The 24,937-nt window shown below is 65.5% G+C and carries 24 protein-coding genes and 3 pseudogenes; 15 read left to right on the top strand and 12 right to left on the bottom strand.

The genetic code is table 11. The features are described 5' to 3' along the window. Positions 1-40: 40 nt before the first annotated feature. Positions 41-928, top strand: a complete 888-nt coding sequence (locus tag ADT71_RS18825) for an alpha/beta hydrolase (RefSeq protein WP_054439256.1) — start codon at positions 41-43, stop codon at positions 926-928. Between the two features lie 62 nt (positions 929-990). On the opposite strand, the gene ADT71_RS18830 is transcribed toward ADT71_RS18825, so the two are convergent. Then, positions 991-2,322, bottom strand: a complete 1,332-nt coding sequence (locus tag ADT71_RS18830; RefSeq protein ID WP_054439259.1) for a family 1 glycosylhydrolase — start codon at positions 2,320-2,322, stop codon at positions 991-993. A gap of 218 nt (positions 2,323-2,540) precedes the next feature. Here ADT71_RS18830 and ADT71_RS18835 point away from each other — a divergent pair, with 218 nt between their 5' ends. The 3 genes from ADT71_RS18835 to ADT71_RS18845 all read left to right on the top strand — a co-directional run bounded on the left by ADT71_RS18835 (position 2,541) and on the right by ADT71_RS18845 (position 5,645). Continuing rightward, a complete protein-coding gene (locus tag ADT71_RS18835) occupies positions 2,541-3,488 on the top strand; it encodes a DMT family transporter (protein ID WP_054439262.1) in 948 nt (315 codons plus the stop codon). 85 nt (positions 3,489-3,573) lie between these two features. After that, positions 3,574-4,704: a glutamate 5-kinase gene (gene proB, locus ADT71_RS18840; RefSeq protein WP_054439265.1), complete on the top strand. Its 1,131-nt coding sequence runs from the start codon at positions 3,574-3,576 to the stop codon at positions 4,702-4,704. Next, a complete protein-coding gene (locus ADT71_RS18845; RefSeq protein ID WP_054439268.1) occupies positions 4,701-5,645 on the top strand; it encodes an NAD(P)-dependent oxidoreductase in 945 nt (314 codons plus the stop codon). The genes proB and ADT71_RS18845 overlap by 4 nt, the downstream gene beginning before the upstream one ends. 66 nt (positions 5,646-5,711) lie before the next feature. Here ADT71_RS18845 and fahA read toward each other — a convergent pair. Both fahA and ADT71_RS18855 read right to left on the bottom strand, forming a co-directional pair. Beyond that, positions 5,712-7,027, bottom strand: a pseudogene (gene fahA, locus ADT71_RS18850) (fumarylacetoacetase). A gap of 60 nt (positions 7,028-7,087) precedes the next feature. Next, positions 7,088-7,837 carry an energy transducer TonB gene (locus tag ADT71_RS18855; protein WP_054439271.1) on the bottom strand — a complete coding sequence of 250 codons (750 nt, stop codon included), beginning with the start codon at positions 7,835-7,837 and terminating at the stop codon, positions 7,088-7,090. 188 nt (positions 7,838-8,025) lie between these two features. Here ADT71_RS18855 and ADT71_RS18860 point away from each other — a divergent pair, with 188 nt between their 5' ends. Both ADT71_RS18860 and ADT71_RS18865 read left to right on the top strand, forming a co-directional pair. After that, positions 8,026-8,295, top strand: a complete 270-nt coding sequence (locus tag ADT71_RS18860; RefSeq protein WP_054439274.1) for a GlsB/YeaQ/YmgE family stress response membrane protein — start codon at positions 8,026-8,028, stop codon at positions 8,293-8,295. Positions 8,296-8,380: 85 nt separating this feature from the next. Then, positions 8,381-8,668, top strand: coding sequence for a hypothetical protein (locus ADT71_RS18865; protein ID WP_054439356.1), 288 nt, complete (start codon positions 8,381-8,383; stop codon positions 8,666-8,668). On the opposite strand, the gene ADT71_RS31530 is transcribed toward ADT71_RS18865, so the two are convergent. Continuing rightward, the gene (locus ADT71_RS31530; protein ID WP_132469273.1) at positions 8,652-8,978 is read right to left on the bottom strand and encodes a hypothetical protein; all 327 of its coding nucleotides are present in this window, start codon (positions 8,976-8,978) and stop codon (positions 8,652-8,654) included. The genes ADT71_RS18865 and ADT71_RS31530 overlap by 17 nt on opposite strands. Between ADT71_RS31530 and ADT71_RS18870 the strand changes: the two genes are divergently transcribed. Together ADT71_RS18870 and ADT71_RS18875 are read left to right on the top strand one after the other, a co-directional pair. Continuing rightward, on the top strand, positions 8,977-9,579 hold the full coding sequence (locus ADT71_RS18870; protein ID WP_054439275.1) for a superoxide dismutase: 603 nt from the start codon (positions 8,977-8,979) through the stop codon (positions 9,577-9,579). The genes ADT71_RS31530 and ADT71_RS18870 overlap by 2 nt on opposite strands. 122 nt (positions 9,580-9,701) lie before the next feature. Continuing rightward, positions 9,702-10,568: an NAD(P)-dependent oxidoreductase gene (locus ADT71_RS18875; RefSeq protein ID WP_054439278.1), complete on the top strand. Its 867-nt coding sequence runs from the start codon at positions 9,702-9,704 to the stop codon at positions 10,566-10,568. A gap of 40 nt (positions 10,569-10,608) precedes the next feature. On the opposite strand, the gene ADT71_RS18880 is transcribed toward ADT71_RS18875, so the two are convergent. Both ADT71_RS18880 and ADT71_RS18885 read right to left on the bottom strand, forming a co-directional pair. Then, the gene (locus ADT71_RS18880) at positions 10,609-11,199 is read right to left on the bottom strand and encodes a sigma-70 family RNA polymerase sigma factor (protein WP_082370448.1); all 591 of its coding nucleotides are present in this window, start codon (positions 11,197-11,199) and stop codon (positions 10,609-10,611) included. Then, entirely contained in the window at positions 11,192-11,374 is a 183-nt protein-coding gene (locus tag ADT71_RS18885; protein ID WP_132469274.1) for a NepR family anti-sigma factor, read from the bottom strand. Before ADT71_RS18885 ends, ADT71_RS18880 begins: the two co-directional genes overlap by 8 nt. A 307-nt stretch (positions 11,375-11,681) precedes the next feature. Between ADT71_RS18885 and ADT71_RS18890 the strand changes: the two genes are divergently transcribed. Both ADT71_RS18890 and ADT71_RS18895 read left to right on the top strand, forming a co-directional pair. After that, positions 11,682-13,298, top strand: coding sequence for a CHASE domain-containing protein (locus ADT71_RS18890; RefSeq protein ID WP_231636037.1), 1,617 nt, complete (start codon positions 11,682-11,684; stop codon positions 13,296-13,298). A gap of 142 nt (positions 13,299-13,440) precedes the next feature. Then, on the top strand, positions 13,441-13,812 hold the full coding sequence (locus tag ADT71_RS18895; protein WP_054439283.1) for a PilZ domain-containing protein: 372 nt from the start codon (positions 13,441-13,443) through the stop codon (positions 13,810-13,812). A 65-nt stretch (positions 13,813-13,877) separates the two neighbouring features. On the opposite strand, the gene ADT71_RS18900 is transcribed toward ADT71_RS18895, so the two are convergent. Beyond that, positions 13,878-14,672, bottom strand: a complete 795-nt coding sequence (locus ADT71_RS18900; RefSeq protein WP_054439286.1) for a response regulator — start codon at positions 14,670-14,672, stop codon at positions 13,878-13,880. Positions 14,673-15,183: 511 nt separating this feature from the next. On the opposite strand from ADT71_RS18900, the gene ADT71_RS18905 reads away from it, so the two are divergent. After that, a complete protein-coding gene (locus tag ADT71_RS18905) occupies positions 15,184-15,864 on the top strand; it encodes a sigma-70 family RNA polymerase sigma factor (protein WP_082370454.1) in 681 nt (226 codons plus the stop codon). 23 nt (positions 15,865-15,887) lie between these two features. After that, positions 15,888-16,307, top strand: a complete 420-nt coding sequence (locus ADT71_RS18910; protein ID WP_054439288.1) for a response regulator — start codon at positions 15,888-15,890, stop codon at positions 16,305-16,307. 62 nt (positions 16,308-16,369) lie between these two features. Here the strand turns inward: ADT71_RS18910 and ADT71_RS35890 are convergent, their stop codons facing one another. Beyond that, complete coding sequence (locus ADT71_RS35890) at positions 16,370-17,413, bottom strand: pyridoxamine 5'-phosphate oxidase family protein (protein WP_369818308.1); 1,044 nt, start codon at positions 17,411-17,413, stop codon at positions 16,370-16,372. 169 nt (positions 17,414-17,582) lie between these two features. Here ADT71_RS35890 and ADT71_RS18925 point away from each other — a divergent pair, with 169 nt between their 5' ends. Then, positions 17,583-18,581, top strand: coding sequence for a DNA topoisomerase IB (locus ADT71_RS18925; RefSeq protein WP_054439290.1), 999 nt, complete (start codon positions 17,583-17,585; stop codon positions 18,579-18,581). Between the two features lie 48 nt (positions 18,582-18,629). On the opposite strand, the gene ADT71_RS34110 is transcribed toward ADT71_RS18925, so the two are convergent. The 4 genes and pseudogenes from ADT71_RS34110 to ADT71_RS31535 form a co-directional block, all read right to left on the bottom strand. Continuing rightward, a complete protein-coding gene (locus tag ADT71_RS34110) occupies positions 18,630-20,012 on the bottom strand; it encodes an HWE histidine kinase domain-containing protein (protein WP_231636038.1) in 1,383 nt (460 codons plus the stop codon). Between the two features lie 377 nt (positions 20,013-20,389). After that, a pseudogene (locus ADT71_RS35895) lies at positions 20,390-20,788 on the bottom strand (GAF domain-containing protein); the annotation flags it as partial. A 14-nt stretch (positions 20,789-20,802) separates the two neighbouring features. Continuing rightward, entirely contained in the window at positions 20,803-21,189 is a 387-nt protein-coding gene (locus tag ADT71_RS34120; RefSeq protein ID WP_231636039.1) for a hypothetical protein, read from the bottom strand. Next, positions 21,182-21,346, bottom strand: coding sequence for a hypothetical protein (locus tag ADT71_RS31535; protein ID WP_156336691.1), 165 nt, complete (start codon positions 21,344-21,346; stop codon positions 21,182-21,184). The genes ADT71_RS34120 and ADT71_RS31535 overlap by 8 nt, the downstream gene beginning before the upstream one ends. A 257-nt stretch (positions 21,347-21,603) precedes the next feature. Here ADT71_RS31535 and ADT71_RS18935 point away from each other — a divergent pair, with 257 nt between their 5' ends. Beyond that, on the top strand, positions 21,604-22,332 hold the full coding sequence (locus tag ADT71_RS18935) for a Crp/Fnr family transcriptional regulator (RefSeq protein WP_054439366.1): 729 nt from the start codon (positions 21,604-21,606) through the stop codon (positions 22,330-22,332). A gap of 150 nt (positions 22,333-22,482) precedes the next feature. Further along, positions 22,483-24,932: pseudogene (locus tag ADT71_RS18940) on the top strand (alkaline phosphatase PhoX); the annotation flags it as partial. Between the last annotated feature and the right edge of the window lie 5 nt (positions 24,933-24,937).

Consider the following 24,937-nt stretch of genomic DNA (forward strand, 5'->3'; position numbering starts at 1 on the left):
GCATATTGGCAGGGCAGGCGGCTCTCGCTAGACCGTGGCGATGAAGATCATCGCCACTTCGCTTGTCATCCCGGGGCTTTTCGCCGCAGGGCTCGTTCTGGCCCCGCAAATCGCAAGCGCGAAGGATGCGGCGCCGCGGGAGATTTCGGGTCAACCTATCGAACTCGGCACGCGCTATGAGCTGCGATCCGCCGTTCTTGGCGACACGCGCGAAGTGAACGTCTGGTTGCCCACGGGCTATGACAAGTCGGCTGACCGTTATCCGGTGGTCTATCTGCTGGATGGCGGGCTGGACCAGGATTTCGTGCATATCGCAGGGCTTGGCAGTCTGGCCTCGCTGAGCTGGACTTACGGGCCGATGATCGTCGTCGGCGTGCAGACGAAGGACCGGCGTGCCGAACTGACTTCGCGCCCCACCGATCCCCGATATCTCTCGGCCTTTCCTGAAAGCGGCGGAGCCGACCGCTTCCGCCGGTTCCTGCGGGATGAGGTCATCCCCTTCGTGGAGGCGCGCTTTCGCAGTGGAGATCGGCGCGCCCTGATGGGAGAGTCCCTTGCGGGCCTGTTCGTGGTGGACACGCTCCTGAACGATCCCACGCTTTTCGGCGACTATGTGGCGGTCAGCCCCAGCCTGTGGTGGGACGATCGCGTCCGCTGCGCGATCTCGATCGGACCGCGGCAGGGCAGGGTATGTCCGGCGAGCGCCTTTACCTTGCGGTGGGGGACGAGGGCGGAACGATGCAGGACGGTATCGACCGCGTGCGCGCCTATTTCGGCAAGCAGCCGCCCGCGCGGATCACGGTGCGCTATGCCGATTTCAGCAAGAGCGCGTCTCACGCCACGGTCTATCACCATGCTGCCGAGGAAGCGCTTCGCTGGCTCTATCCGGCGCCGCCCTATGAGCAGGGGCAGACGCCGTGGTTCATGATCGAAGGGGCGTCTCCGCCTGCAGCGCCGGCGCATTGACCGGCGCATTCGGCGTTCTGCCGATCAGAGCGCGTTGCGGCGGGCGATCGCGCCCAGCACGGCGGCACTGGGCTTGGCGGTGCGCTTGAACGTGGTGCGGTCCAGCGTGTGCAATCCGAACTGGGGCTTGTAGCCGAAGACCCACTCGAAATTGTCGACGAGCGACCAGTGCATATAGCCCAGAACGGGCACGCCGTCTTCCATCGCCCGCTTGAGTTCGGCCAGCGCCGCCGGGATCAGGCGGGCTCGCTTGGTGTCGTCCGCGGAGTTGATGCCGTGCTCGGTGACGACCACGGGAACCCCGCTCACCGCATGGGCATAGCGTACCGCGCCGGCGAGCGAGGCAGGGTATACTTCCGATCCGGCATCGTTGGTTTCGGCGCCTTCCGGCGCGGAAAGCCTGCCCTTGTCGGTCCAGACGGTGCGCTCGTAATTCTGCACGCCGACGAAGTCGTTCCCCCGGGCGGCTTCCAGCCAGGGCCGGTAGAGCTTCGCGCGCATGGCGTCGCGAAGGCTGTTCCTGCCTGCTGCCTGATCGTCGATGACGGCGAGGCTGACGCCGACGGGCAGGTCGGGGCGCACCCCCTTGATCGCTTCTCGTCCGGCCTTGTGTCCGGCAATCAGGTTGGCCTGCACCACTTGCGGATCGGCGACGTAGAGAGGGTTTCCGGGCAGGAACCGGGCGACGGCATGTTCCCGTGCCGCGGCTTCCTGCATGGCCTTGTCCGCCCCCAGCAGGCGCGGGCCGATGTCTCCGGGCAGCACCACGTCGAGGAGGCCCGACAGGTTCGGTTCGTTGAGGGTCGTGGCATAGCCGATGATCGCGGCAAGATGGCGCGCGGCACGCTCGCAGTAGCGGGCAAACAGCGAGGGCGCTTCCGCGTTGGACCAACCGCCCTGCGCCGCGAACCAGATGGGCGTGGTAAAGTGGTTGAAGGTGACCATGGGCGTGAGGCCGCGCGCATGACAGCCCTCGATCATGGCCTTGTAGTGATCGAGCATGGCGATGGAGAATTCGCCCTTCGCCGGTTCGATGCGGGCCCATTCAAGGCTGAAGCGGTAGGTATTGAGCCCCATGCCTTTCACAATATCGAGGTCCACCGGCCAGAGCGCGAAGCTGTTGGCCGCGTCTCCCGAAGGTTCGGCGTAGACCGTGGGACGGGCATGTTCCATCGCCCAGACGTCGCTGTTGAGGTTGTTTCCCTCCACCTGATACGCCGCCGTGGCCGTGCCCCAGAGGAAGCCCTGCGGGAACTTCGGATCGACCGGTCGTGCCCCGCGTGAAAAGGCGGGTGCGGTGATACTGGCTGCGGTTGCCGCGGCGGCGGCGGCCAGCATGGTGCGGCGATCGATCACGCGTTTTTCTCCCTCGTCGCGCCGATCTCGTTCGAATCGGCCTCGCGCTTCATATCTAGAATCATTATTCTAAAATGAAAGCGCGAAGTCGGAACCTCCATGGCCGCAGCGCAGCGCGGCACCGGCGGGGGCAGGGAGGTTGACGGCATCGGCGATTTCGGGTTGGGCGCGAGGCTGGCGCATCGGGTCCGCCGAGCTTGCGAACTGAAGTTGCGGTAATGGAAAAGATGGAAGCGAATTCGCGAAGGCCGGTCGACGGTGGCGCCGCATTGCTGATGGTCGGGCTCTGCGCGATCTGGGGAATGCAACAGACCGCGCTCAAGGCGGCCGCGCCGGACATGGCGCCGGTCCTCCAGATTTCGCTGCGTTCCGGGATCGCCGCGCTGTTCATCGCGGCGCTGGTCCGTCTGCGCGGCGACGGCCATGCTCTTCGCGGGGGCACCTGGAAGCCGGGGGTGGCGATCGGAGCGCTCTTCGCGCTGGAATACCTGTTCATGGGGGAGGGGCTGCGCTTCACCAATGCCTCGCACATGGGGATCTTCCTCTATACCGCGCCGATCTTCACGGCACTCGGCCTCCACTTCGGATTGCCGGAAGAGCGCCTGAGTCCTTTGCAATGGCTGGGCATCGTCACGGCCTTCGGCGGAGTGGCGGTGTCCTTCCTCGGCGGGGCAAGCGCGGGCTCGCAGCACGATTCGGCGTGGATCGGCGATCTCATGGGGATCGGCGCCGGTGCCGCCTGGGGCGCGACGACGCTCACCTTGCGCTTTTCCCGCCTGTCGCAGGCGCCGAGCAGCGTCACGACGCTCTATCAGCTTCTCGGTGCATTCGTGCTGCTGGGGGCGCTGGCGCTCGGCTCGGGGCAGACATTGGTCAGGCCGACCCCGCTGCTGGCGATGAGCATGGCGTTCCAGATCGTCTTCGTTTCGCTGGTCAGCCTTCTGGTATGGTTCGGGATGCTGCGGGTCTATCTGGCTTCGCGGCTGGGCGTGCTTTCGTTCATGACTCCGTTGTTCGGCGTGGCCTTCGGCGTCGTTCTGCTCGGCGAGCGGCTGGAGCCGGCCTTCATCGCCGGCGCGCTGATGGTCATGGCGGGAATCCTGCTGGTCAGCGGGCACGAGATGTTCAAGGCCCGGCAGGCGCGCCGTCTGGCCGCCACGTCCTGACGTTCCCGCGACGGGACGGGGTGCGCGGTCCTTTGCAAGCGAGCGCTTTCCTCCGGGCGGCAAGTGTCCTAGAGGCTCGGCCTCCATGCCTGTATCCCGCCTTTCCGATCTCTCCGACAAAGTCCTGAGCCCCCGCCTCGTCGTCAAGGTGGGGTCGGCGCTGCTTGTCGGTAAGGAAGGTGTGCGGCGCGAATGGTTGACCGCGCTGGTCGCCGAGATCGCCGAGGCGCGCGCACGCGGGCAGGACGTGATCGTCGTCTCTTCGGGCGCGATTGCGCTGGGCGCGGCGACTCTGGGGCTCGACAAGGGCGGACGCGGCTCGCTGGCGGACGCACAGGCCGCCGCGGCCGTGGGCCAGATCGCGCTTTCGGGGCTCTGGGCCGAACTGCTGGGCAGCCACGGCATCACCGCCGCGCAGATGCTGCTGACGCTGGAGGATCTCGAGGACCGGCGCCGTTATCTCAACGTCACCGCAACGCTCACGCGCCTGCTCGATGCGGGCGCGGTGCCGGTGATCAACGAGAACGATTCGGTCGCGACTCAGGAAATCCGCTTCGGTGACAATGACCGCCTGGCCGCCCGCGTCGCGCAGGCGGCGCAGGCCAGCGCGGTGTTGCTGCTCTCCGACATCGACGGCCTTTACGACCGCCACCCTCGGGAGCCCGGCGCGAAGATGATTCCGGTGGTCGAAGGCGTGACGCCCGAAGTCCACGCCATGGCGAGTGCGGAATCGAATTCGGGCATGGGGTCCGGCGGCATGGTTTCCAAGCTCCAGGCAGCCGAGATCGCCGAACTGGCGGGCATCTGCCTCGTCATCGGCAATGGCCAGCACGCCCGCCCGGTGGCGCGGATCATCGATCAGGGGATCGGCACGCTGTTCCTCCCCCGCCGCCGTGCGGGCGCTCGCAAGGCCTGGCTCGGCGGGCGGTTGCGGCTCAAGGGCAGCATTGTCGTCGATGCCGGCGCGGCCGCCGCATTGCTGCGCGGGTCGAGCCTCCTTGCCAAGGGCGTGACCGCCGTGGAGGGGCATTTCGAACGCGGGGATCCCGTGGCCATCGTCGATGCCGGCGGCCGCGTGGTCGCCCATGGCCTTTCGGAGTACCATGCTGGCGAATGCGCCGCGATCAAGGGGCTCCATTCGAGCGAGCAGGCCGAAGTGCTGGGATATTCGCCGCGTTCCTCCGTGGTCCATCGTGACCAGCTCGTGCTGAAATGACCGCTTTTCCCCAGATGAACGAGATAGACCGCCCCACCATCGCCCTGACCGGCGCAACCGGCTTCGTCGGCCAGTGCGTGCTGGAGGAAGCGGTGGCCGCAGGGTACGACGTGCGCGCGCTGACCCGCCGCGAACAGGAGCGGCGCGAGAACGTCACCTGGGTACGCGGCGAACTGCGCGATACCGCCTCGCTGTCCGAGCTGACGCGCGGTGCCGAGGCGATCGTCCACGTTGCGGGCGTGGTGAGCGCGCCCGATGCCGCCGGGTATGAGGCAGGCAATGTCGCGGGCACCCTGAACCTCATCGAGACCGGCGTGGCCAAGGGCATCCGGCGTTTCGTCTTCGTTTCCTCGCTTTCCGCGCGCGAGCCCGATCTTTCGGCTTACGGCGCCTCGAAGGCCAAGGCCGAGAAGCTGCTGCGCGCCAGTCCGCTGGACTGGACGATCGTGCGCCCGCCCGCGATCTACGGCCCGCGCGACAAGGAGATGTTCGAACTGTTCCGCGCTGCGCGCTGGGGGCTGGTTCCGGTGCCGAAGGACGGCCGCGCCTCGATGATCCATGTCGAGGATCTCGCCCGCCTGCTGGTGGCGCTGATACCGGGTGGTGAGGACGTGACAGGCAAGTTGTTCGAGCCTGACGACGGCAAGCCCGAAGGCTGGGACAATGCCGAAATGGCCCGCGCCATCGGCGCTGCGGTTGGCCGCCGTGCCCGGGTGATCTCGCTTTCGTCCGGGGCGTTGCGGCTGGCGGCTCGGGCCGACCAGTTCCTGCGCGGCGACGGCGCGAAGATGACCGCCGATCGCGCCGCCTATTTCAGCCATCCCAACTGGGTGGTGGGAGCAGGCGCGGCCGTGCCGCCGACGATCTGGGAGCCCCGCATCGATACGCGGGACGGTCTGCGGGCCACGGCAGAGTGGTACCGCGCGAACGACTGGCTTTAGGCCGCAGGTTCCAGGCCGACGGGGGGAAGCCTGAGGGACGATCCCCAGGCTCCCGTAAATTCCGTCCTAGTTCAGCGGTACCGCCGGCTGCACGATCCCGCTGCACGGACCGAACCCGATCGTTACCGCGCCATCTGCCACGAAGCGTCCGGAAAGCGCCAGTTCGTCTCCGTCCTCAAGGAACGTTCGCGTCTCGCCCGTGGCAAGCGTCACCTTCTCCCGGCCGGAGCGGGTGATTTCCATCAGGCTGCCCTGCGAACCGTCCTCGGGACCGGAAATGGTGCCGGTGCCGAGCAGGTCTCCCGGATTCATCTCGCAGCCGTTCGAGGCGTGGTGCGTGACCATCTGGGCGATGGTCCAGTACATGTTGCTGGCCGGCCCGCGGCTGAGGCGATGGGCCGAACGCCGTCCGCACGCATTGTCGCGGTGCTGAGGCTGACTTCGAGATCGAGGGACAGGGCGCCCTCGTCCTGGTCGTCCCGGTTCCAGAGATAGGGCAGGGGGCTGGGATCGCCCTCGGGCCGGGGCGGCTGGGCGATGCGGAACGGGGCCAGCGCCTCCATCGTGACGATCCACGGCGAGACGGTGGTGATGAAGTTCTTGGCGAGGAACGGCCCGAGCGGCTGGTATTCCCAGGCCTGCACATCGCGGGCGGACCAGTCGTTGAGCAGGGTTACGCCGGCAACGTGATCGAGCGCCTCGCCGATAGGAATGGGCTGACCGAGTTCGTTGCCTTGCGCCATCCACACGCCCAGCTCCAGCTCGTAGTCGAGCCGGCCGATGGGGCCGAACGAAGGGCTTTCGGCATCGGGCGCCTTGGTCTGGCCGTTGGGGCGGATCACCGGCGCACCGCTCGGCCTCACGGTCGAGGCGCGGCCGTGGTAGCCGATGGGGACGTGCTTGTAGTTGGGCAGCAGCGGATTGTCCGGGCGGAACAGCTTGCCGATGTTGGTGGCGTGATGGATGCCCACATAGAAATCGGTGTAGTCCGCGATCTTCGCAGGCAGATGCAGCGTGGCCTGTGCCATCGGAACCAGTAGCGGTTCGACTTGCGCACGCTCTGCGGCGCCTTCTGCCAGCAGGGCGGAGATGCGCCGGCGCAGCGCCCGGCGCGGACCGGCGCCAAGGGCGAGCAACGGGTTGAGGCTTTCGCCCGAGGCGGCCCGCGCGGCTTCCAGCGCCTGGCCTTCGAGCAGTCCCGACCCGGCCAGTGCGGCAAGATCGAGGATCAGGTCACCGATCGCCACGCCCCCGCGTGCGGAATTCCCGCCGTTGGAGAACACGCCCAGCGGCAGGTTCTGGATCGGGAAGTCGCCATGGCCGTTCGCACTTTCCACCCAGGAGCGCAGCGCGCTGTCGTGGGTTTCGTCGATCGTCGCCATGGGAATCTCCTCTTCCGTCTGATGTTTGGAGCGCTTCCCTAGCCGCTCGGCCGCGTCAGGTCACGGGCCCTCTTTGCCATCGTCCCAACCATGCGTCTCGGTCATCACGAAAGGCACCGGCTGCCCCTGTGCATCGCGTGCCGGGCGGAAGCGGAAGCGTTCGGTGATGCGCTGGCACGTTCCCGCATCCAGGTCGGGTCGGCCGCTGGAGGAAATCACGGTGCATCCGCTTACTCGCCCGTCAATGCCGATGCGGTAGCGCAGGGTCAGGTCGGCGCCGCTGCGCGCCTTGCGCAAGTCCGCAGGCAGATCGCCATAGTGGAGGCGGCCGGCGATCTGCCGGGGCAGGGTGGCGACCCCTTCGTTGACTCCGGCTCCCTCTCCGCCGCCTCCTCCGCCGTTTCCCCTGCCGCCCGATCCACTGCCGGAGCCGGAGGTTCCGGAGCCTTGTGCCGGCCTGTCGCCATCTCCCGGATGCCGGGCCGCCACGATCGTTACGGGGGATGGCAGAACGATGCGGGGAGCAGGCAGGACCACCGGTGCAGCCCGCGTTTTGCGACCCTCCGGTGCGGGCGCGCCCCGATGGGCGGATGACGTTGTTTCCTGCGGGCGCTTTTCGGGAGTTTTGCGGGCCTCGGGCAGCAACACCGTCGCGGTAAGGGTGGAGCGCTCGGGAAACGCCGGCAGGTTCACGCCCAGCCCCCATGCAAGCGCGGCAAGCCCGCCGATCACGATTGCGGCCGATGCCGTCGCGGAAATCGCGCGCTCACGTCGGAGGGCGTGGTGAGGGGCGCGTGGAAGGGAATGCACCGGGTGCTCCTTTCATGGACGGCCTTCGCTGCCGACATTGCCGGAACAAGTTGCCGCATCGAAAGCTCCCGCGCTTTTCTCATTGCGGGACAATCGACCTCCCTGCGGCGAACGGTTGGCCGCGCTCCGGAACCTTGTGCGAACAGCGCAGTTAATCCCGCAACGACACAAATTTTTGGAGAAGCACAATGACTCTACTTCTTATTCTCCTGGTCGGCGGCGTTATCGGCTGGCTCGCTTCCATCCTCATGCGCACCGATGCGCAGCAGGGTGTATTCCTGAACGTGGTCGTCGGTGTCGTCGGTGCCCTGATCGCGGGTCTCATCATCACGCCGCTCATCGGCGGCGCGCCCATCACCAGCGGTGCGTTCGACATCATGTCGCTCTTCGCTTCGTTCCTCGGCGCGGTCGTTCTGCTGGCGATCGTCAACCTCTTCCGTCGCGGTTCCATCCGCTAAGGATCCCGTTGGGGTCTGAACGAGGCCGGCGCGTCCTCCGATGGAAAACGCGCCCTTTTTCAATAACAGGGAAAGGATGCCTGCCATGAAAGCCATGACCACTTCGCGCCTCGCCATGATCGCGATCGTTTCCGCCGGTTCGCTCGGCCTCGCCGCCTGCAACAACAAGGCGGACGATGCGACGGAGCAGCAGGCGGATGCCGTTGAACAGTCGTCCGATGCAACGGCCGACGCCATGCGCGACCAGGCCGACCAGATGACCGGCGCCGCGTCCGAGGCTGTCGACAAGAAGGCCGATGCGGTCGAGGCGGCGGGCGAGGCAAAGTCCGACGCGCTGGAAAACAAGGCGGACGAGATCAGGAAGCAGAACTGATCCGACAGCGATCCGGCTTCTCGTCAGGAACGAGAGCAGAAGGATGGCGGGGCAACCCGCCGTCCTTCTTGCATATGGCGTTCTTGCATCCGAAGTGCCCGCGCGGATAATCGGATTCGCCGCCAAGCCTTGCTATCAGGCGGTGCAATGAAAATGCCGCCAATAGATGCTTGAATTGTCGGGCAAGAGGGCAGACATAGCCCCCCGAAAGTCCGAGTGCCAGTTCACGCGCCGTCCGGTGTTTGCGCCCGGTCCTTGCGGATGCGTGCATGTCCAAACCTTTGATAACCTGAAACAGGAAGATAGCCATGACCATTTCCCTGATCCCGCTGCCCTATGCGCAGGACGCGCTGGAACCGCACATCTCGGCCAAGACCCTGGAAATCCACCACGGTGCTCACCACAAGACTTACGTCGACAAGCTGAACGCCGCCATCGAGGGCACCGAGAATGCCGACAAGTCGGTTGAGGAAATCACCAAGTCGGCGTCGGGCCCGCTGTTCAACAACGCCGCGCAGACCTGGAACCACGGCTTCTACTGGCACTCGCTGAGCCCGGAAAAGACCGCGCCGAGCGAGAGCCTGCTCGCCGCGATCAACGCCGATTTCGGTTCGCTCGACGCGCTGCTCGAAGCGCTTTCGAACGAAGCCGTCAATCACTTCGCTTCGGGCTGGGCATGGCTCGTCGTCGAAGCTGGCAAGCTCAAGGTCATCTCGACCCATGACGCCGGCACCCCGATCACCACCGACGTGAACCCGCTCATCACGATCGACGTATGGGAGCACGCCTACTACATCGACCAGATGAACAAGCGCCCGGTCTATGTGAAGACGGTTCTCGAGAACCTCATCAACTGGAAGTTCGCCTCGGACAACTTCGACCGCGGCACGGCCTGGGTCTACCCGGCCTGAGCCCGGCAGCCCGGCCGGCGCCGGGCACCATGACACGCTGAACCGGCCGGGTCGCCGCTACACAGCGCGATCCGCCCGAAGCATTTTACCGCCTCTTTTTTTCGGTTTTCAGGATTATCACAATGGACATCGGCTTCATCGGTCTCGGTGCGATGGGCACCGCCATGGCACGCAATCTCGCGGCGGCAGGGCACAGGGTGCGGGCATGGAATCGCTCCGGGGGCTCGGTGGAAGGCGTGGAGATGGTCACCTCCCCGGCAGAAGCCTTCGTGGGCGACGCCGTGCTGACCATGCTTTCCGAAGACGCCGCCATTCGCGAGGTCCTGCTTGACAGCGGCGTGCTGGACGGGGCGCCGGCGGGCGTGGTCCATCTCGTTTGTTCGACCATTTCGGTGGCCTTCGCGCGCGAACTGGTGGAGCGCCATGACGCTGCCGGCGTGGGCTATCTTTCGGCGCCGGTGCTTGGCCGTCCCGATGTGGCGGCGGCGGGCCAGCTCAACGTGATCCTCGGCGGCCCGGCCGGACATGCCGCAAGGCTGGAGCCGGTCTTCGAGGCGATTGCCGGTAAGGTCTGGGACATGGGCGAGGACGCCACCGTTGCCAATGCCGCCAAGATCGCCTGCAACATGATGATCACCATGGCCATCGAAGGCATGGCCGAGGCCGTCGTGCTGACCGAGGGCAAGGGGCTCCCGCGGGAGAAGTTCTTCGAACTGATGCTCGGCACCCTGTTCGGCAGCCGGGTCTACCAGAACTATTCGGGCATCATCGCCGAGCGCAAGTACGAGCCGGGCTTCAAGGCGGTTCTTGGCCTGAAGGACCTGCGCCTCGCCCGCGAGTTGGCTGCCGAAACCGCGATCGGCACGCAGGGGAGCCTGCCCATGCTTGATGCGGTGCACGCCCGGATGGGAGCGGCGATAGAAGCGGGCCATGCCGATCGGGACTGGGGTATCATGGCGGAATATACCATCGGCACCGCTAAAGGCTGATCGGCCGCACCGCCGGGAACAGGGCAGGCGGCCGGGCCGATTACAGGTTCCGGCGCCCGCCCACGTCCACCAGTTCCACTTCGCCGTCGAGCATGCGCGCCAGGTCCGCGCGGGCGCGGGCGACGCGGCTCTTCATCGTGCCGATCGGACAACCGGAGATGTCGGCCGCTTCCTCGTAACTGAAGCCGGACGCACCCACGAGCAGCACCGCCTCGCGCCGTTCGGGGGCGAGTTTCTGCAATGCCGTTTCCATGTCGCCGAGGTGAAGCGGGCCTTCCTGGTCCGCGTCCATCACCAGCATCCGCTCAACCGCGCCTTCGTCAAGGTCGGTCTGGCGCTTGCTCTTGCGCAGTTCCGACAGGTAGTGGTTGCGCAGGATCGCGAATGTCCAGGCTCGCATGTTGGTGCCGGGCGTGTAGCGTTCACGCGCGGTCCAGGCCTTTATCGCGGCCTCCTGCACCAGATCGTCAGCGAAATCCGGGCGACCGGAAAGGCCGCGTGCGAAAGCGCGCAAATGCGGCAGGACGCCAAGCAGTTCCCGGCGGAAAGCCTCGTCCTCTGGGCGGCTTGCGCTGGGGTCGGACTTGCGTGCGGTGGGCTGATCGGGGTGCGAAGACTGGCGGTCAGGCATCGTCCGCCCCGTCCAGCTTCTTGAGAAGATCCCTGAAGCTGTCCGGAAGCGGTTCGTCCACCACGGAGTTGTACAGCTTCCTCAGCCCCCCGGCCCAGCCGGGTTCTCCGTCCTTGCGGACTTCAGGCGGCAGACCGGGCTGTGCCGGCTCGCCATGTCCTTCGGGCTGATTCAACTTTGACTCCATCGTAACCTGAACACTTGCTTGCTGGCCGCAAGCGGGTCAAGAGCCATGCTGCAAGCGCGTTGCACGCTGCGACAGACCGATCCGCTTGTGATATTGCCGGCAAGGCAACCGAACGTCGTTTTCGCTGGAACAATCGAGGCAGGTCTTGGTTCCCTTTGTTACGAAGTCTTGTCCTGGGCTGCCACGCAAATGGTCCGGAGCATGGCGATGCTCTTTAGGAATGATGCAGGCCCATTTGATGGCAGGGATTTCCGGTGATTGATCAGGCTCTGCTCGATAGGGTCCAGAAGCAGGCTTGGTTCCACAAGTATCCGCGCGCTGGCCGTTCCTGCTGTTCATTATCGCTTCGATCACCACGGCCGTGTCGGTCATGGCGATCGAGCGGGCGGACCGGCAGACCCGGCAGGTGGAGCTGGATCGCAATCTCACCGAGATCGCTTCCGCGCTGCAACGCCGCACGACCGAGAATATCGCGCTGCTGCGCGCGGGCGCCGCTCTCTTCGCCACCCAGCGCGAGGTGAGCGAGGACCAGTTCCGCGCTTTCGCGCAGGATCTCCAGGGCAAGGGCGACCTTTACGGCTCGCTCGGCATGGGCTGGGCGCCGATCGTGGCGGTGGATCGCCTGTCGGAAATGGAGATGTCCATACAGGCGGCGGGCCGGGCCGATTTCCTCGTCTACCCCAGGCCGACCTTCGACCGGACCACGGCGGCGCCGATCGTCTATCTCGAACCGGACATCAACGGTAACGGGCAGGCGCTCGGCTACGACATGTTCTCGGAGGAAGTGCGCCGCGCGGCGATGGAACGGGCGATGAAGCTGGGCAAGCCGGTGGCATCCGGCAAGGTCCATCTGGTGCAGGACGAGAGCAATGCCGAGGCCGCCGGTTTCCTGATCTACATGCCGGTCCTGTCAGGGCGATCGGGCCGGCAGGTGAAGGGTTTCGTGTTCAGCCCATTCCGGGCGGAGACTTTCCTGACATCGGCCAGCGAGCTCTATCGCAACAACAATATCGACGTGGCGATCTACGACGGCGAGGTGGCGCCCGACAAACTGCTGGCGGAGCGCCGGGCGGACGGTTCCGCCGGGCCGACGATGGAGCGGCGGATCGACGTGGGCAGCCACTCATGGGTCGTCGTCATCAGTGATCGCAAGGTCGGCGTGCTTTCCACCGCTTCGCGGATCACCCTGTTCTTCGGTGCGCTGGCCTCGCTTATGGTCATGGCGATCGGGCGGCTCATCACGCGCCGTTCGGCGGAAGACCGCATGGTGCTGGAGTGGCTCCAGAGCCAGGCGGCGATCCGCAATTCGCTGACACGCGAACTGAACCACCGCGTGAAGAACACTCTGGCCAACGTCCTGTCCATCGCCGCGCTCACCCGCAGGCGCGCCACCGATATCGACGATTTCACCGAAAGCCTGACCGCCCGCATTCGCGCGCTTTCGGCCACGCATGACCTGCTCTCCCAGTCCGACTGGACACATGCCGTCCTGGGCGATGTCGTGCGATCGGAACTGGCGCCCTACATGGAGGGTAACGAAAGCCACGTGGAAATGTCGGGACCGGAAGTCCGGCTGGCGCCTAACGACGCCATGTCGCTGGGCCTCGCCATCCACGAACTGGCCACGAATGCCGCCAAATACGGTGCGCTGAGCACGACAGGCGGGCGGATCCACGTTCACTGGATCCTGGTCAGCCCGGAACTTGCCGAGATCGACTGGCGCGAAGAAGGCGGTCCGCCGGTGGTGGAACCGGCCAAGCGCGGCTTCGGGCGAGATCTGATCGAGAAGATCGTGGCTCACGAACTCAAGTCGGACGTGGACCTGAGGTTCAAGCCGAGCGGGGTGGAATGCCGACTCAAGGTGCCGGTACGGGCCAGCCGCGAATTCACGCTGCGAAACGACCGGCGATAAACGCCGGCATCGGGCTGCAGCCGGAAAGTTCCATATGGCCAACGGGTTGCGCGCGGCGCGGCGCGGCACGAGAGGTGTTCTTCAGGAATTATTAGGCACACTTGTGCAAGCTGCCGGTCGTCATCCATCGAGGGCAAGACGAATGGACGCGCGAGAGTGGGATCGGCATATCGTCGAAAAGAAGATCGACTGCCTGGGGCAAGACCGCAGGGATTCGGTCTTTCTCTATGACCTGTCCGCCGGCGGCTGCATGGTGGAATTTCCTGAGGCCGCGGCGAAACCGGGTGAGCGGATCGAACTTCGACTTTGCAAGGATCAGGTCGTGGCCGGGGAAGTCGTCTGGCAGGTCGGTGGCTGTGCCGGGGTGCGTTTCCTTGCGCCGATCCATGATGCCCTGGTCCTGCATCTCGGCTTCCAGCCGCCGCCGCTGACGTTCGAGGAGCAGGCCCCGCGCGACCGGTTCGGCCGCGCGCTTCCCCCTATCGATGCAGGCGAACGCCCCGCGAATAGCTGAGGAAAAACCCCGCCGGGGTGAACCGGCGGGGGCGGGTATGACCGAATGGGTAGGGCCGGAGCCGATCAGCCGAGCGGCTTGCTCGATCCGAAGAACAGGGCCTGGCTGATCGCCGCGCGCACGGTGGCTTCCTGGAACGGCTTGGTGACCAGATAGGTCGGTTCCGGACGTTCCCCGGTGAGCAGGCGTTCGGGGTAGGCGGTGATGAAGATCACCGGCACGTCCCCGAACTTGAGCAGGTCTTCCACTGCCTCGATGCCCGAACTGCCATCGGCGAGCTGGATATCGGCCAGGACGAGACCGGCGGGCGAGCGCTCGAAGATCTCCACCGCCTGGGCATGGGTTGCGGCCGTACCGACTACGCGGTGGCCGAGTTCGGTGACGAGCCCTTCAAGCTGCATCGAAATGAGCGGCTCGTCCTCGATGATGAGAACTTCGGTGGTGCTTTCGCTCTCGATTTCGAGGATGGCCTGGGCAACCAGCGCATCCACGCCGTCGGGCGTCACGTCGAGGATGCGTGCGGTATCCTCGCGGGAGAATTCTTCCACCGTGGTCAGCAGAAGGGCCTGCCGGTGCGTGGGGGCAACGATCGCAAGCCGGGTCTGCGCAGCCTGCTCGTGCTGGCCGCCTTCGCCGGACAGACCCGGATCGTCGACATGGCTGGTCGACCAGATGCGGGTGAATGCGGCGTAGAGCGCAGCGCGGCTGCGCGCGATATCGTCGCGCAGCGTCTTGTCGGCCAGCGCGGCCTCGAGAGTGGCGCGGACATAAGCATCGCCTGAATGCTGCGAACCTGTCAGCGCGCGGGCATAGCGGCGCAGATAGGGCAGCTGGATGGCGATCTGGTCAGAGACGGACATCGAAATTCCTCGGATCGTGGGAAGTCATCTTCCCGTGTTTTCATCTCGCATCGGCGGCTCGCGCCCCCTCCCGACCAGCGTTCCTTGTCTGACGCGGCAGATGGGGCAGGGCAACCCGAAAATTTTTCTCGCACACAAACATCACGCGGGAACCAAGTCTGGCAATGCACGTTCCAACGGTATCACCACTGGCTCCCCCACCCCCCGCAAACCGGTGGTGACCCGATCCCGGAGGCCTCCGTTCACCGCAGAGTGGACGGAGGCCTCAAAGTTTCCGGAGCATGGTTGTTCCCGGCGGTCGCCAAAAAATCTGCATGCCACGGAAATTTTCAGCCTGCTCCGGTGCGCTGGGAAGGCGTGATTGCGCGATCGGTCGCGCCGGGGCCTCGTTCCATCGTGTGGCAGGTGCTTCTGAACGGCGTTCAGTGCGGTTTCGGGAACTTTGTGTGCATTAGTCGCGTTTGCCCAACTGACGGATCACGAGCCGTGATCAGCCATGGAGGGAAACACGATGTCCGCAACAACCGAAGCCGGAACCGGTGCCGATAACGCAGCGACGACCGTGCCTGTGGAAGTGGCAGCCCTCAGCGACCGCGATTTCAAGCGCGCCCTTGCCGAAGTGGCCCCGCATCTTCGCGCTTTCGCGCGCGGTCTTTGCGGTTGCCGCGACCGGGCGGACGATCTTGCGCAGGAAGCCATGCTCCGCGCATGGGCCGCGCGTCATCGCTATGCAGCGGGTACCAATTTCAAGGCCTGGACCTTCACGATCCTGCGCAATCATTTCTACAGCGAAGCGCGCCGCGCCCGCTTCCACGGCGAATATGACGAAGTGGCGGCCGAGCGTATCCTGCGCGCCGAAGCGAGCCAGGAAAGCGCCGTCGAACTGGCGGATGTCCTGCGCGCGCTGACCGCCATTCCCGACAGCTACCGCGAAGCGCTGATCCTGGTGGCGGCAGGCAATCTCTCCTATGAAGAGATCGCTCACATCTGCGGCATCGCGCTTGGCACCGTGAAGAGCCGGATCTGCCGTGCCCGCTCGATGCTGTCGAAGGTCATCGAATCCGGCCAGCTCCCCGATTTCCGCCATAACTTCGTCCTTACCGGTGAAGCGGTCGATGCGTTCTTCGCCGAACTGGTCAAGATCGCCAACGCCGACGAGATTGCAGAAGCCCGCGAAGCGGTCGCTGCCTGACAAGGAAAGCCGTCTTGGGCTCCATGATCCCGAATTCTGCCAAAAGTTTCGCCAAGGTTCTTATCGTCGAGGACGAATTCCTCGTGGCATTGCAGTTGGAAGATATCCTCTCCGATGGCGGACATGCCGTCCTCGGCACTTTCCCCGACGCCGCTTCCGTGGCGGCGCTGGGGGAGGCGCCCGATGTCGCGCTGGTCGATCTCAACTTGCGGGACGGATTGACCGGCCCTGCGGTTGCCCGGGACCTGGCCGTCCGGTTCGGGGCCCGCGTCATCTATGTCACCGCCAATCCCGGTCAGATCGACTCTCCGGCTCCGACCGCGATCGGCGTGGTGCAGAAGCCGTTCTCGCGCCAAGCGATCCTCGCTGCGATCGCTTATGCCCTTGCCGATAGCCCGGATAGCGAACGCCCCGTGGAACTGGAACCGCTGGTCCGCACCTGATCCGGACAATAAAAAGCGCGGGAAAGGTTTCGGCCTTTCCCGCGCTTTTTATTGTTTGAAGATCAGACCGCGCCGACTTCGTGCTCGCCGGCCCTGGAGGGATCGATGGTCCCGCCGGTCGCGAGCTTGAACAGGCCGGTAATTCCGATATCGGAAGTCCAGACTTCGGCATCGTCGATCTCGAAGCGCAGCATCACGATCGACGGGTCGGATTTCCCGTGCGGGAACCAAGCCTCTACCGCATTGCTCCAGTGGCGGTCGCGAACGGCAGCGTCGGTTTCCTCCACCAGGGTGCCGGCGATGCAGGCGAACACGTCGTGTCCCTTGGTGATGACCTGCCCCATGGCACGTCCGCCCTGTCCGATGCGGTTGTCGCGTTTGCAGAAGAACCACACCGCGTGATGCGCGTCCCTGTCCAGCAGGGCAGTCATCGGCTCGGCATGGCCATGGGCCGCATCGAGCTTTATCATCATCAGCGGACTGGCCGCGAAGGCTTTCCAGAACTTGTCGCGAACATGGGTTTCCATGGCAGGTCTCCTCCTGATTGCATAAATCCAACGCCGCCTGTGGGCCTGACGTTCCCGAAACTGCGACGGGCCGAGTGGGCCGGCCCGCCGCAGGAATTCACTCCTTGTCGTCGCCGGGCTTCTGTTCCGCCGCATGGCGAGTTCCTTCGGCTTCCGCTTCTCGAACGTCTGCGCCATCTTCTTCTCCGCTTCGCCGGAAAGGGTCTTGGCGGCCGAAGGGAACATCTCCTCCTCCTCTTCGTCGATATGGTGGAGATAGCGGTGGCGCATGTCCTTGAACTTCATCAGCCAGGCGCCCGAACTCATGTCGATGTCGAGCAGCTCGCCGAGATAGTCGTCGATCTCCTTGTGCTCGGATACCGAGTGCCGGGCCTCGTCCCGCAAGTCGGGGCAGGCGAGCATGGTGGCGTAGAGCGCTTCTTCTTCCGCCGCGGCGTGAGCCTGCAGTTCGCGCCGCAGATCCTCGAATAGCTCGCGGCGTTCCGGGCTGTCGCCCTGCGTCTCGCCAAGCTGGGCGAGCATCTTGCGGTGACGGTCGTGATCGGACTTGAGATCCTCGAAGATACGGGCATCGGCCATGGTCCTGCTCCTTCCTGTGCGGGGGCCCTCTGCGGGCGGCGCCGGGTATTGCAGGAGCAACGGCCGGTATGCGCGCAGGGTTCCGCCGCGGGACAACTTCGCGCCGTATCGTGCGTTTTGACAGGGCAGGCGCCCGATAACGCGGCGCTCCGACCAAGGGCCCTTTTCGATGGCGCGTCTCACATTTGCCGATGGAACCGAGCCGGGCATCACCCGCAGGCCGATCAGGTCAGGCAAATGGGCCTATCACGATCCCGATGGCGGCCGCATCACCGACCGCGAGGAGATCGACCGGCTGAATCGCATCGCCCTGCCGCCTGCCTATGTCGATTGCTGGTTTTCGCCCGATCCCGCCGCCCACCTGCTGGCGACGGGGTTCGATGCGCGCGGACGCAAGCAATATCGCTATCATCCCGAATACCGCGCGGATCGGGATGCCTCCAAGTTCGACCGCTGCGCCGCTTTCGGCCATGCGCTTGCCGGGTTGCGGCAGCGGGTGGCGACAGACCTCGCGCTCTCCACCTTGTGCCGGGAGCGGGCGGTGGCATCGGTTGTCGCCTTGCTGGACAGTGCGGCCATGCGCGTGGGTAACGAGCGCTATGCCACCCAGAACCGCAGTTTCGGGGCAACGACGCTGCGCGGGCGCCATGCCACGCTCAAGGGGCGCAAGCTACGGCTGCGGTTCCGGGGCAAGCACGGCAAGCTGCGCGAGGTCACCTCCAGCGACCGGGCGCTCGTGTCCTGCGTCAGGAAGATGCAGGACTTGCCGGGACAGCACCTGTTCCAGTATCTCGACGGGGAGGGGTGCTCGGTCCCGGTCGGCTCGCAGGACGTGAACGACTACCTGCACGAGACCATGGGCGAGGACTTTTCGGCCAAGGATTTCCGCACGTTCGCCGCGAGCACTCTGGCTTTCGCGCGGATCTGGCGGGAGCCGGGCGTGACGCTGAAGGCCGTGCTGGAGGACGTGGCCGAGCATCTCGGCAATACGCCCGCGATTGCGCGAAAGTCCTATGTCCACCCGGCGCTGATCGCATTCGTCCGCCATGCGGAGCCGGTGCCGGAGCTTCCGGCCCGGTTGCCGCGCCGGACCCAGTGGCTCGCGCGTGAGGAGCGGGGGCTGATCGCTTTTCTGGAAGCGGCTCCTGCCGCGGCGAGTTGGGGCTAGTGGCGAGCTGGGGCTAGTGGGCAGGGCGCCGATTCCTGCCCTTCCTTTCTAGCCTCGCCGCAATCGCCCAATGGCCGCCCGCACGTCGCGTTCGCCATAAGGCTTGGTCACGACCGGCACGCGCTTGAAATCTCCGGCCATCAACGCGCGTTCGCCGTAGCCGCTTGCGAAAATGAACGGCACGCCGCGCTCGTGTAGGGCGTGGGCGATCGGCTCGCTGGTGTCCTTGCCGAGATTGACGTCGAGCATCGCGAAGGAAACGCCGTTGCCTTCGACAAGGGCCATGGCGTCCTGCACCGAACCGGTGATGCGGCAGTCGCCGAAGCCGAGGTCGCGCAGCACGTCTTCCGCCTCCATCGCGATGATGACGTTATCCTCGACGATCAGGGCGATGCCGTCCTGCAAGGTGCCGGCAAGGTCCGAGGCTTCGGGCACATGCGGCGCGGGTTCGCGCTCGGCCGCACTGGGCGTCTCGAAACTGGCGACGTGATCGGCGGGGAGCAGGAACAGGGCCTTCATCCCCTCCACCGGATAGACCACCGAGGCCGAGCCGCCCAGTTCATGCGGGATGGTCCGTTCGATGATGGTGGAGCCGAAGCCGCGCCGGGTGGGTGTCCTTACTGCGGGGCCACCGGATTCGTGCCAGTCAATCTCCAGTGATCCGTCCTCGCCGCGATTGAGCGAAACGGTGACCGTGCCGCGCGAGTCCGAGAGCGCCCCGTACTTGCACGAGTTGGTCATCAGTTCGTGGAACACCAGCGCCAGTGTCGTGAAGGCGCTGGGCGCGATGAGGGCGTCGGGTCCGTCGATCACGACGCGATCGGCGCCGTCGCTGACATAGGCGGCGGTTTCGGTGCGGATCAGGTCGTAGAGCGACGAGGGTGTCCAGTCCTTCTGCGTCACCTGATCGTGCGCGCGGGCAAGGGCGTGGATGCGGCTGCCGACGATCTCGGCGAAATCGTCGATCGTTCGGGCGCCTTCCTTGCTCTGGGTAACCAGACCCCGGATCAGGTTGAGGATGTTGCGGACGCGGTGGTTGAGTTCCGCGATCAGCATGTCCTGCTGGCGGGTCGCCTGTTCGCGCTCGATATGGGCGGCGTCGGCGAGCCGGAGGACCACTTCGAGCAAGGTGATGCGCAGGGCATCGGCGGCGAGGGTTTCCTCCTCCGTCCAGGGGCGCGATTGCCCACGCCGTTCTTCCTTCCAGATCTCGAAGCTCTTGCGCGGGGTGAGCCGGGCACCGTTCGGGCCGAGTTCGATCGCCTTCTCGGGATTGCCGGCCCAGCTCACTTCGCGAAGCTGCTCGCGGCGGAACAGCACGATATAGTCGCGCGGGGTGCGGCTGACCGGCAGCGCGAGCAGGCCGGCGGCCCTGTCCGTCCATTCACGTGCGGGCTCGAACAGCGAGCCGATCGAATCGGTGGACCACACCGTGCTTGCGCCGGCCGTGTTGAGGAAGCGGGCGAGCAGCGAGAACTGCGCTCGCTCGGCGTCGTACCATGGCTCATGAAGCGGCCGTCCACCCAGCCGATCACCCCGTCGAACGGGATGACGCGGCCGATGGATTCCGAGAAATCCTCGAAGGCTTCGAGCAGCGATCCGCCGGAGGCCACGCGGGCCATCATCTCGTCGTGAAGGCGCATCGAGGCGGAGCGTTGCTCCAGCGCGAAGTCGGTTTCCTTCTGCTCCAGCAGATAGGCGAAGAATTCGCCGAACAGCTCGCTCGCGGTGCGGACCGAATAGGACAGTGTGAGGGGAGAATAGTGATGGCAGGCCATCAGGCCCCAGAGCTTGCCGCGCCGCATGATCGAGACCGACATCGACGCCTTCACGCCCATGTTCCGCAAGTATTCGACATGGATCGGAGAGACCGCCCGCAGGCCCGACATCGACAGGTCCAGCGGATCGCCGTTCGGATCGGTCGCCGGGTAGATCGGCACGGTGGGGTCGTCCACGTCGCTGATAATGCGCAGCAGGTTGCGGGTGTAGAGCCGGCGTGCCTGGGCGGGAATGTCGGAGGCGGGAAAATGCAGGCCCTTGAAGCTGTCGACCATGCCGTTGAGGCTTTCGGCCACGACTTCGCCGGCCCCGTCCCCCTCGAAGCGGTAGACCATCACGCGGTCGAACCCGGTGAGGCCGCGCAAGTGCCGGGCAGCACTGGCGCAGAGTTGCTCGATCGAGCTGGACTGGCGCAGACGGTCGATCATCGGGCGCACGTAGCTCACGAAATCGCGGCGGCGCCGCCCTCATGCGGTTCGATCTCCAGCACATAGGATCGGCCGGAGGCATGGACCGCCATGTCGAACAGCCGTCCGTCGCCAAGCAGGTCCACTTCGAAGAGGCGCTCTACAGTGGCGGCGCCGCCGAGAACCTGGAGGCGCGTGCGCACGTCGTGCATCGCCTCGGGCGAGAGGAACTGCGTGGCGGGCACGCCCACCATGTCGGCTGGCGCAACGCCGAACAGGGTTTCGCAGTTGAGAGAGACGTGATTGATGATCCAGTCGCTCGAAAACGACAGAAGCCAGCCGAAGCTCTGGATGCGGCCGATGATGTGGATCGGTTCGAGGTCGCAGGTGGAAAGGTTTACCTGATGCATGCCGTCAGCCACGCGCTTCGCTTTCGGAAACAATAACGATATCCGCGCTGAGCGCGAAGGCCTGGGCGAAAGCAGGGGCGAAGGCGTCGAAGCCTGCGAGCTCTGCCGTGGCGGCGCGCAGCGCGGTCGGCAGGTCGGTGTCTTGGAAAGTCAGGTCCTCGGTCCGCATTCTCAAATTCGCCTAACATTGAATCGTCGCAAGCGGATGGGTGCGCGACCGTCTTTGCGGAACTGCCCCCGTCCAAGGCAGCAGAACGCTTGCGTTGGAGATATGTTCCTCAGGAACGCTTTAGCGAGCTCTCTGCGCGCCGTCTGTTCACTTCTGTACGGTTGAAGCGGGAACCGCAAGCGACCTGCCGCATTGTGACCCTTACCGCCCGGGTCCGCGCGGCAAAGGCATCACGGCAGATCAGGGAGCCGATGAAAATGGAGTTACAGACGAGCCAGGAGCAAAGCGATCTTCTCGCAGCGCTGAGGCCCGCGGACTTCGCCCTGCTGCAACCACATCTTGCGGAAGTGCGCATGAAATCCGGCGAGGTGATCTACCAGCCGGGCGATGCGGTGGAGTATTGCTATCTTCCGCGCGGGGCCTCGGTCTGCTCGTTCTTCGTGGAGCTCGACAGCGGCATCGCGGTGGAAACGATTCTGGTGGGGCGCGAAGGCGCGCTTGGCGGAGTGGTCAGCCAGGGCAGCCTTCCCGCCTATGCCCGGGCCAACGTGCTTCACGGCGGCCTGTTCTGGCGCATCCCGACGCGGCAGCTTGACGAGGCGAAGCGCCAGTCCCCGGTGATCGGCAATCTTTTCTCGCGTTATGCGGACTGCATGATGGCGCAAGTGTTCCAGTCGATCGCCTGCAATGCCGTCCACACGATCGAACAGCGCGCGGCCAAGTGGCTCGGCGCCGCGGTCGACCGGATCGGCCGCAACGACGTGACGATGACGCAGGAGCAGCTTGCCTCCATGATGGGGATCGGTCGCAGCTATGCCAGCCGCGTACTCCAGCGTTTCAAGCGGGAAGGGCTGGTCCGCACGCGCCGTGGCGGCATCGCCGTGTCCGACCGCGAGAGCCTGCGCAGCAAGGCCTGTTCGTGCAACGATCACGTCGCTGCGCATTTCAATAAAGTGCTCGGCGGAGTCTATCCCTCCGCGGATTGAACCGCAGGTCCGGCCTTCGCGCGGCTATTGGATCCGTTCCGGTCCGGTTGTCGTGAAAGAGACACTGAACTGCCATCGAACTTGCGCTCAATTGCCATGAAGCGCCCCTAGCACCCCCTGTGCGAATGTTACAGGAACAGGGGCAAATCCATGACTGAAGGGCTTCCCGCCAACGGTTACACCGATGGCGATGTCGATACCAATTCCACCACCGAGCGCTCGCTCGAAAGCATGGCGGCAGAGCGCTATTCGCGCCGGCAGGCCCTGTTCCGGGGCGCAGGCGCAACGACCATGGCGTTCATGGGCACCGCCGTGCTCGCCGCCTGCGGGGATGACGACGGCGAAGGCGTGGCCGTTACCGCCGGCGCCAATGCCGCGACCAGCGCCGGACGTGTCGTGACCTCACCGGCAGCCCGGCGAACGGTTACGCCGGGTTCGACACCGCCTGGGCGCAGACCTCGGGTCCCGATGTCGAACTGACCGGCTCGGGTTCGTCGGTCTCCTTCATCGCACCCGCCGTGAGCGCCGCGACCGATCTGGTCTTCACGTTCTCGGCCAAGGACGTCGTCGGCAAGACCCGCACCGCCACCACGACCATTCGCGTGTCGCCGGCGGTGCTGGGCTTCGCTGCCGTACCTCACAGCCTTGCAGATACCGTGAAGGTGCCGTCAGGCTATTCGGTCACGGTGATGACCCGCCTCGGCGATCCGCTCGCCACCGGCGTTTCCGCCTATGCCAACGACGGCACGGACGACAACTTCGCCCAGCGCATCGGCGACCATGGCGATGCTCTGCACTTCTTCGGGCTTTCGGCGGCCGGCGCACGTGACGAAACCAGCTCGACGCGCGGGCTCATGGTGCAGAACCACGAGAACCTCAACGTCCAGTACCTGCATCCCAACGGCCCCACCAACGTCTCCACCGGCCCCCGCCCTGCAGCGGAAGCGCTCAAGGAGATCGAGGCGCACGGTGTCTCGGTGTCGGAATATATCGATGCCGGCAGCCGCAAGTGGTCCTATGTGCCGACCAGCGCGTTCAATCGCCGCATTACCCCGAACACGCCGATGAGCTTCCACGGCCCCGCCGCCGGCTCGACCCTGCTGGTTACCGCCTATTCTGCCGCCGGCACCGCGGGACGCGGAACGATCAACAACTGCGCCAACGGCATCGCGCCCTGGGGAACCAACCTCACCTGCGAGGAAAACTGGGCAGGCTATTTCCGCCGCGTCAGCACCGACAACGCCGCAAGACCGGTTCGGGAAGTCACGGCGCTGGCCCGCTACGGCGTGACCAGCACGGTGGGCAGCTACGCCTGGTCGACCGTGGCCTCGACCGACACGATCTTCACCAAGTGGAACGCCAGCGCCATCGGCGCTGCCGCTTCGGACGATTTCCGCAACGAGCCCAACCAGTACGGATGGGTCGTCGAAATCGATCCCTACGATCCGACCTCGACGCCGCGCAAACGCACCGCGCTGGGGCGTTTCGGCCATGAAGGCGCTTTCGTGCGTGCCGTCGCCGGGCAAAAGGTCGGCGTCTACATGGGCGACGATTCGCGCCGTGAATACCTCTACAAGTTCGTGTCCACGGCGACCTATGTCGCCGCCGATGCTTCGACGACCAGCCGCCTCGCCATGGGCGACAAGTACCTCGACGCCGGTATCCTCTACGTCGCGAAGTTCGGTGCCGACGGCACGGGCCAGTGGCTGCCGCTGGTGTTCGGTTCGGTTCCCAACCGCCCGGCAAGCGGCTCCACGCCGGAATACGTCTTTGCCGACCAGGCCGACATTCTCGTCAATCCGCGCCTTGCCGCGGACGCCTTGGGCGCAACCCCGATGGACCGGCCGGAATGGACGGCAGGCAACCCGGTGACGGGAGAAATCTATCTCACGCTCACCAACAACAATGCCGCCGGTCGCCCGCTCGCCGGCACCGATCCTGCCAATCCGCGTCATTATGGCGATCCCAACCTTTCGGCCTCGACCAGCTACGGCAATCCGAACGGCCACATCGTCCGCCTGCGCGAAGATGGCGACAATACCGCATCGCTCACCTTCAAGTGGGATATCTACCTGTTCGGCGCCGATGCGACCGATTACGGCAGCGACGCCAACGTCAACGTCTCCGGACTCACCGTGGACAACGACTTTTCCAGCCCGGACGGCTGCTATTTCTCGCGCAGCACCAATCCGGCGGGCCAGATCAACCCTGTGCTCTGGATCGAGACCGACGACGGTGCGATGACGGACCGCACCAATTGCATGCTGCTCGCCGCGATCCCCGGCCATGTCGGCGATGGCGGGGCGAAGACCATCACCAACAAGGACTCGGCCGGCGCCACGGCAACCCAGGCCACTATCGTCGGCGCGGCAGCGACCGCCGCCAACCTGCGCCGCTTCCTGGTCGGTCCGGTCCAGTGCGAGATCACCGGCATCGACATGACGCCCGATGGGCGCACGCTCTTCGTCGGCATCCAGCATCCCGGCGAGAACGGCACGCCCGCCGCGCCGTCCAGCCACTGGCCGGATAGCCAGGCCGGCTCTCCGGCGGCGACGGTGCGTCCGCGTTCGGCGATCGTGGCGATCACCAAGGACGACGGCGCGTC

Origin of the sequence: Novosphingobium sp. ST904, assembly GCF_001298105.1 — a bacterium.
Classification (GTDB): domain Bacteria; phylum Pseudomonadota; class Alphaproteobacteria; order Sphingomonadales; family Sphingomonadaceae; genus Novosphingobium.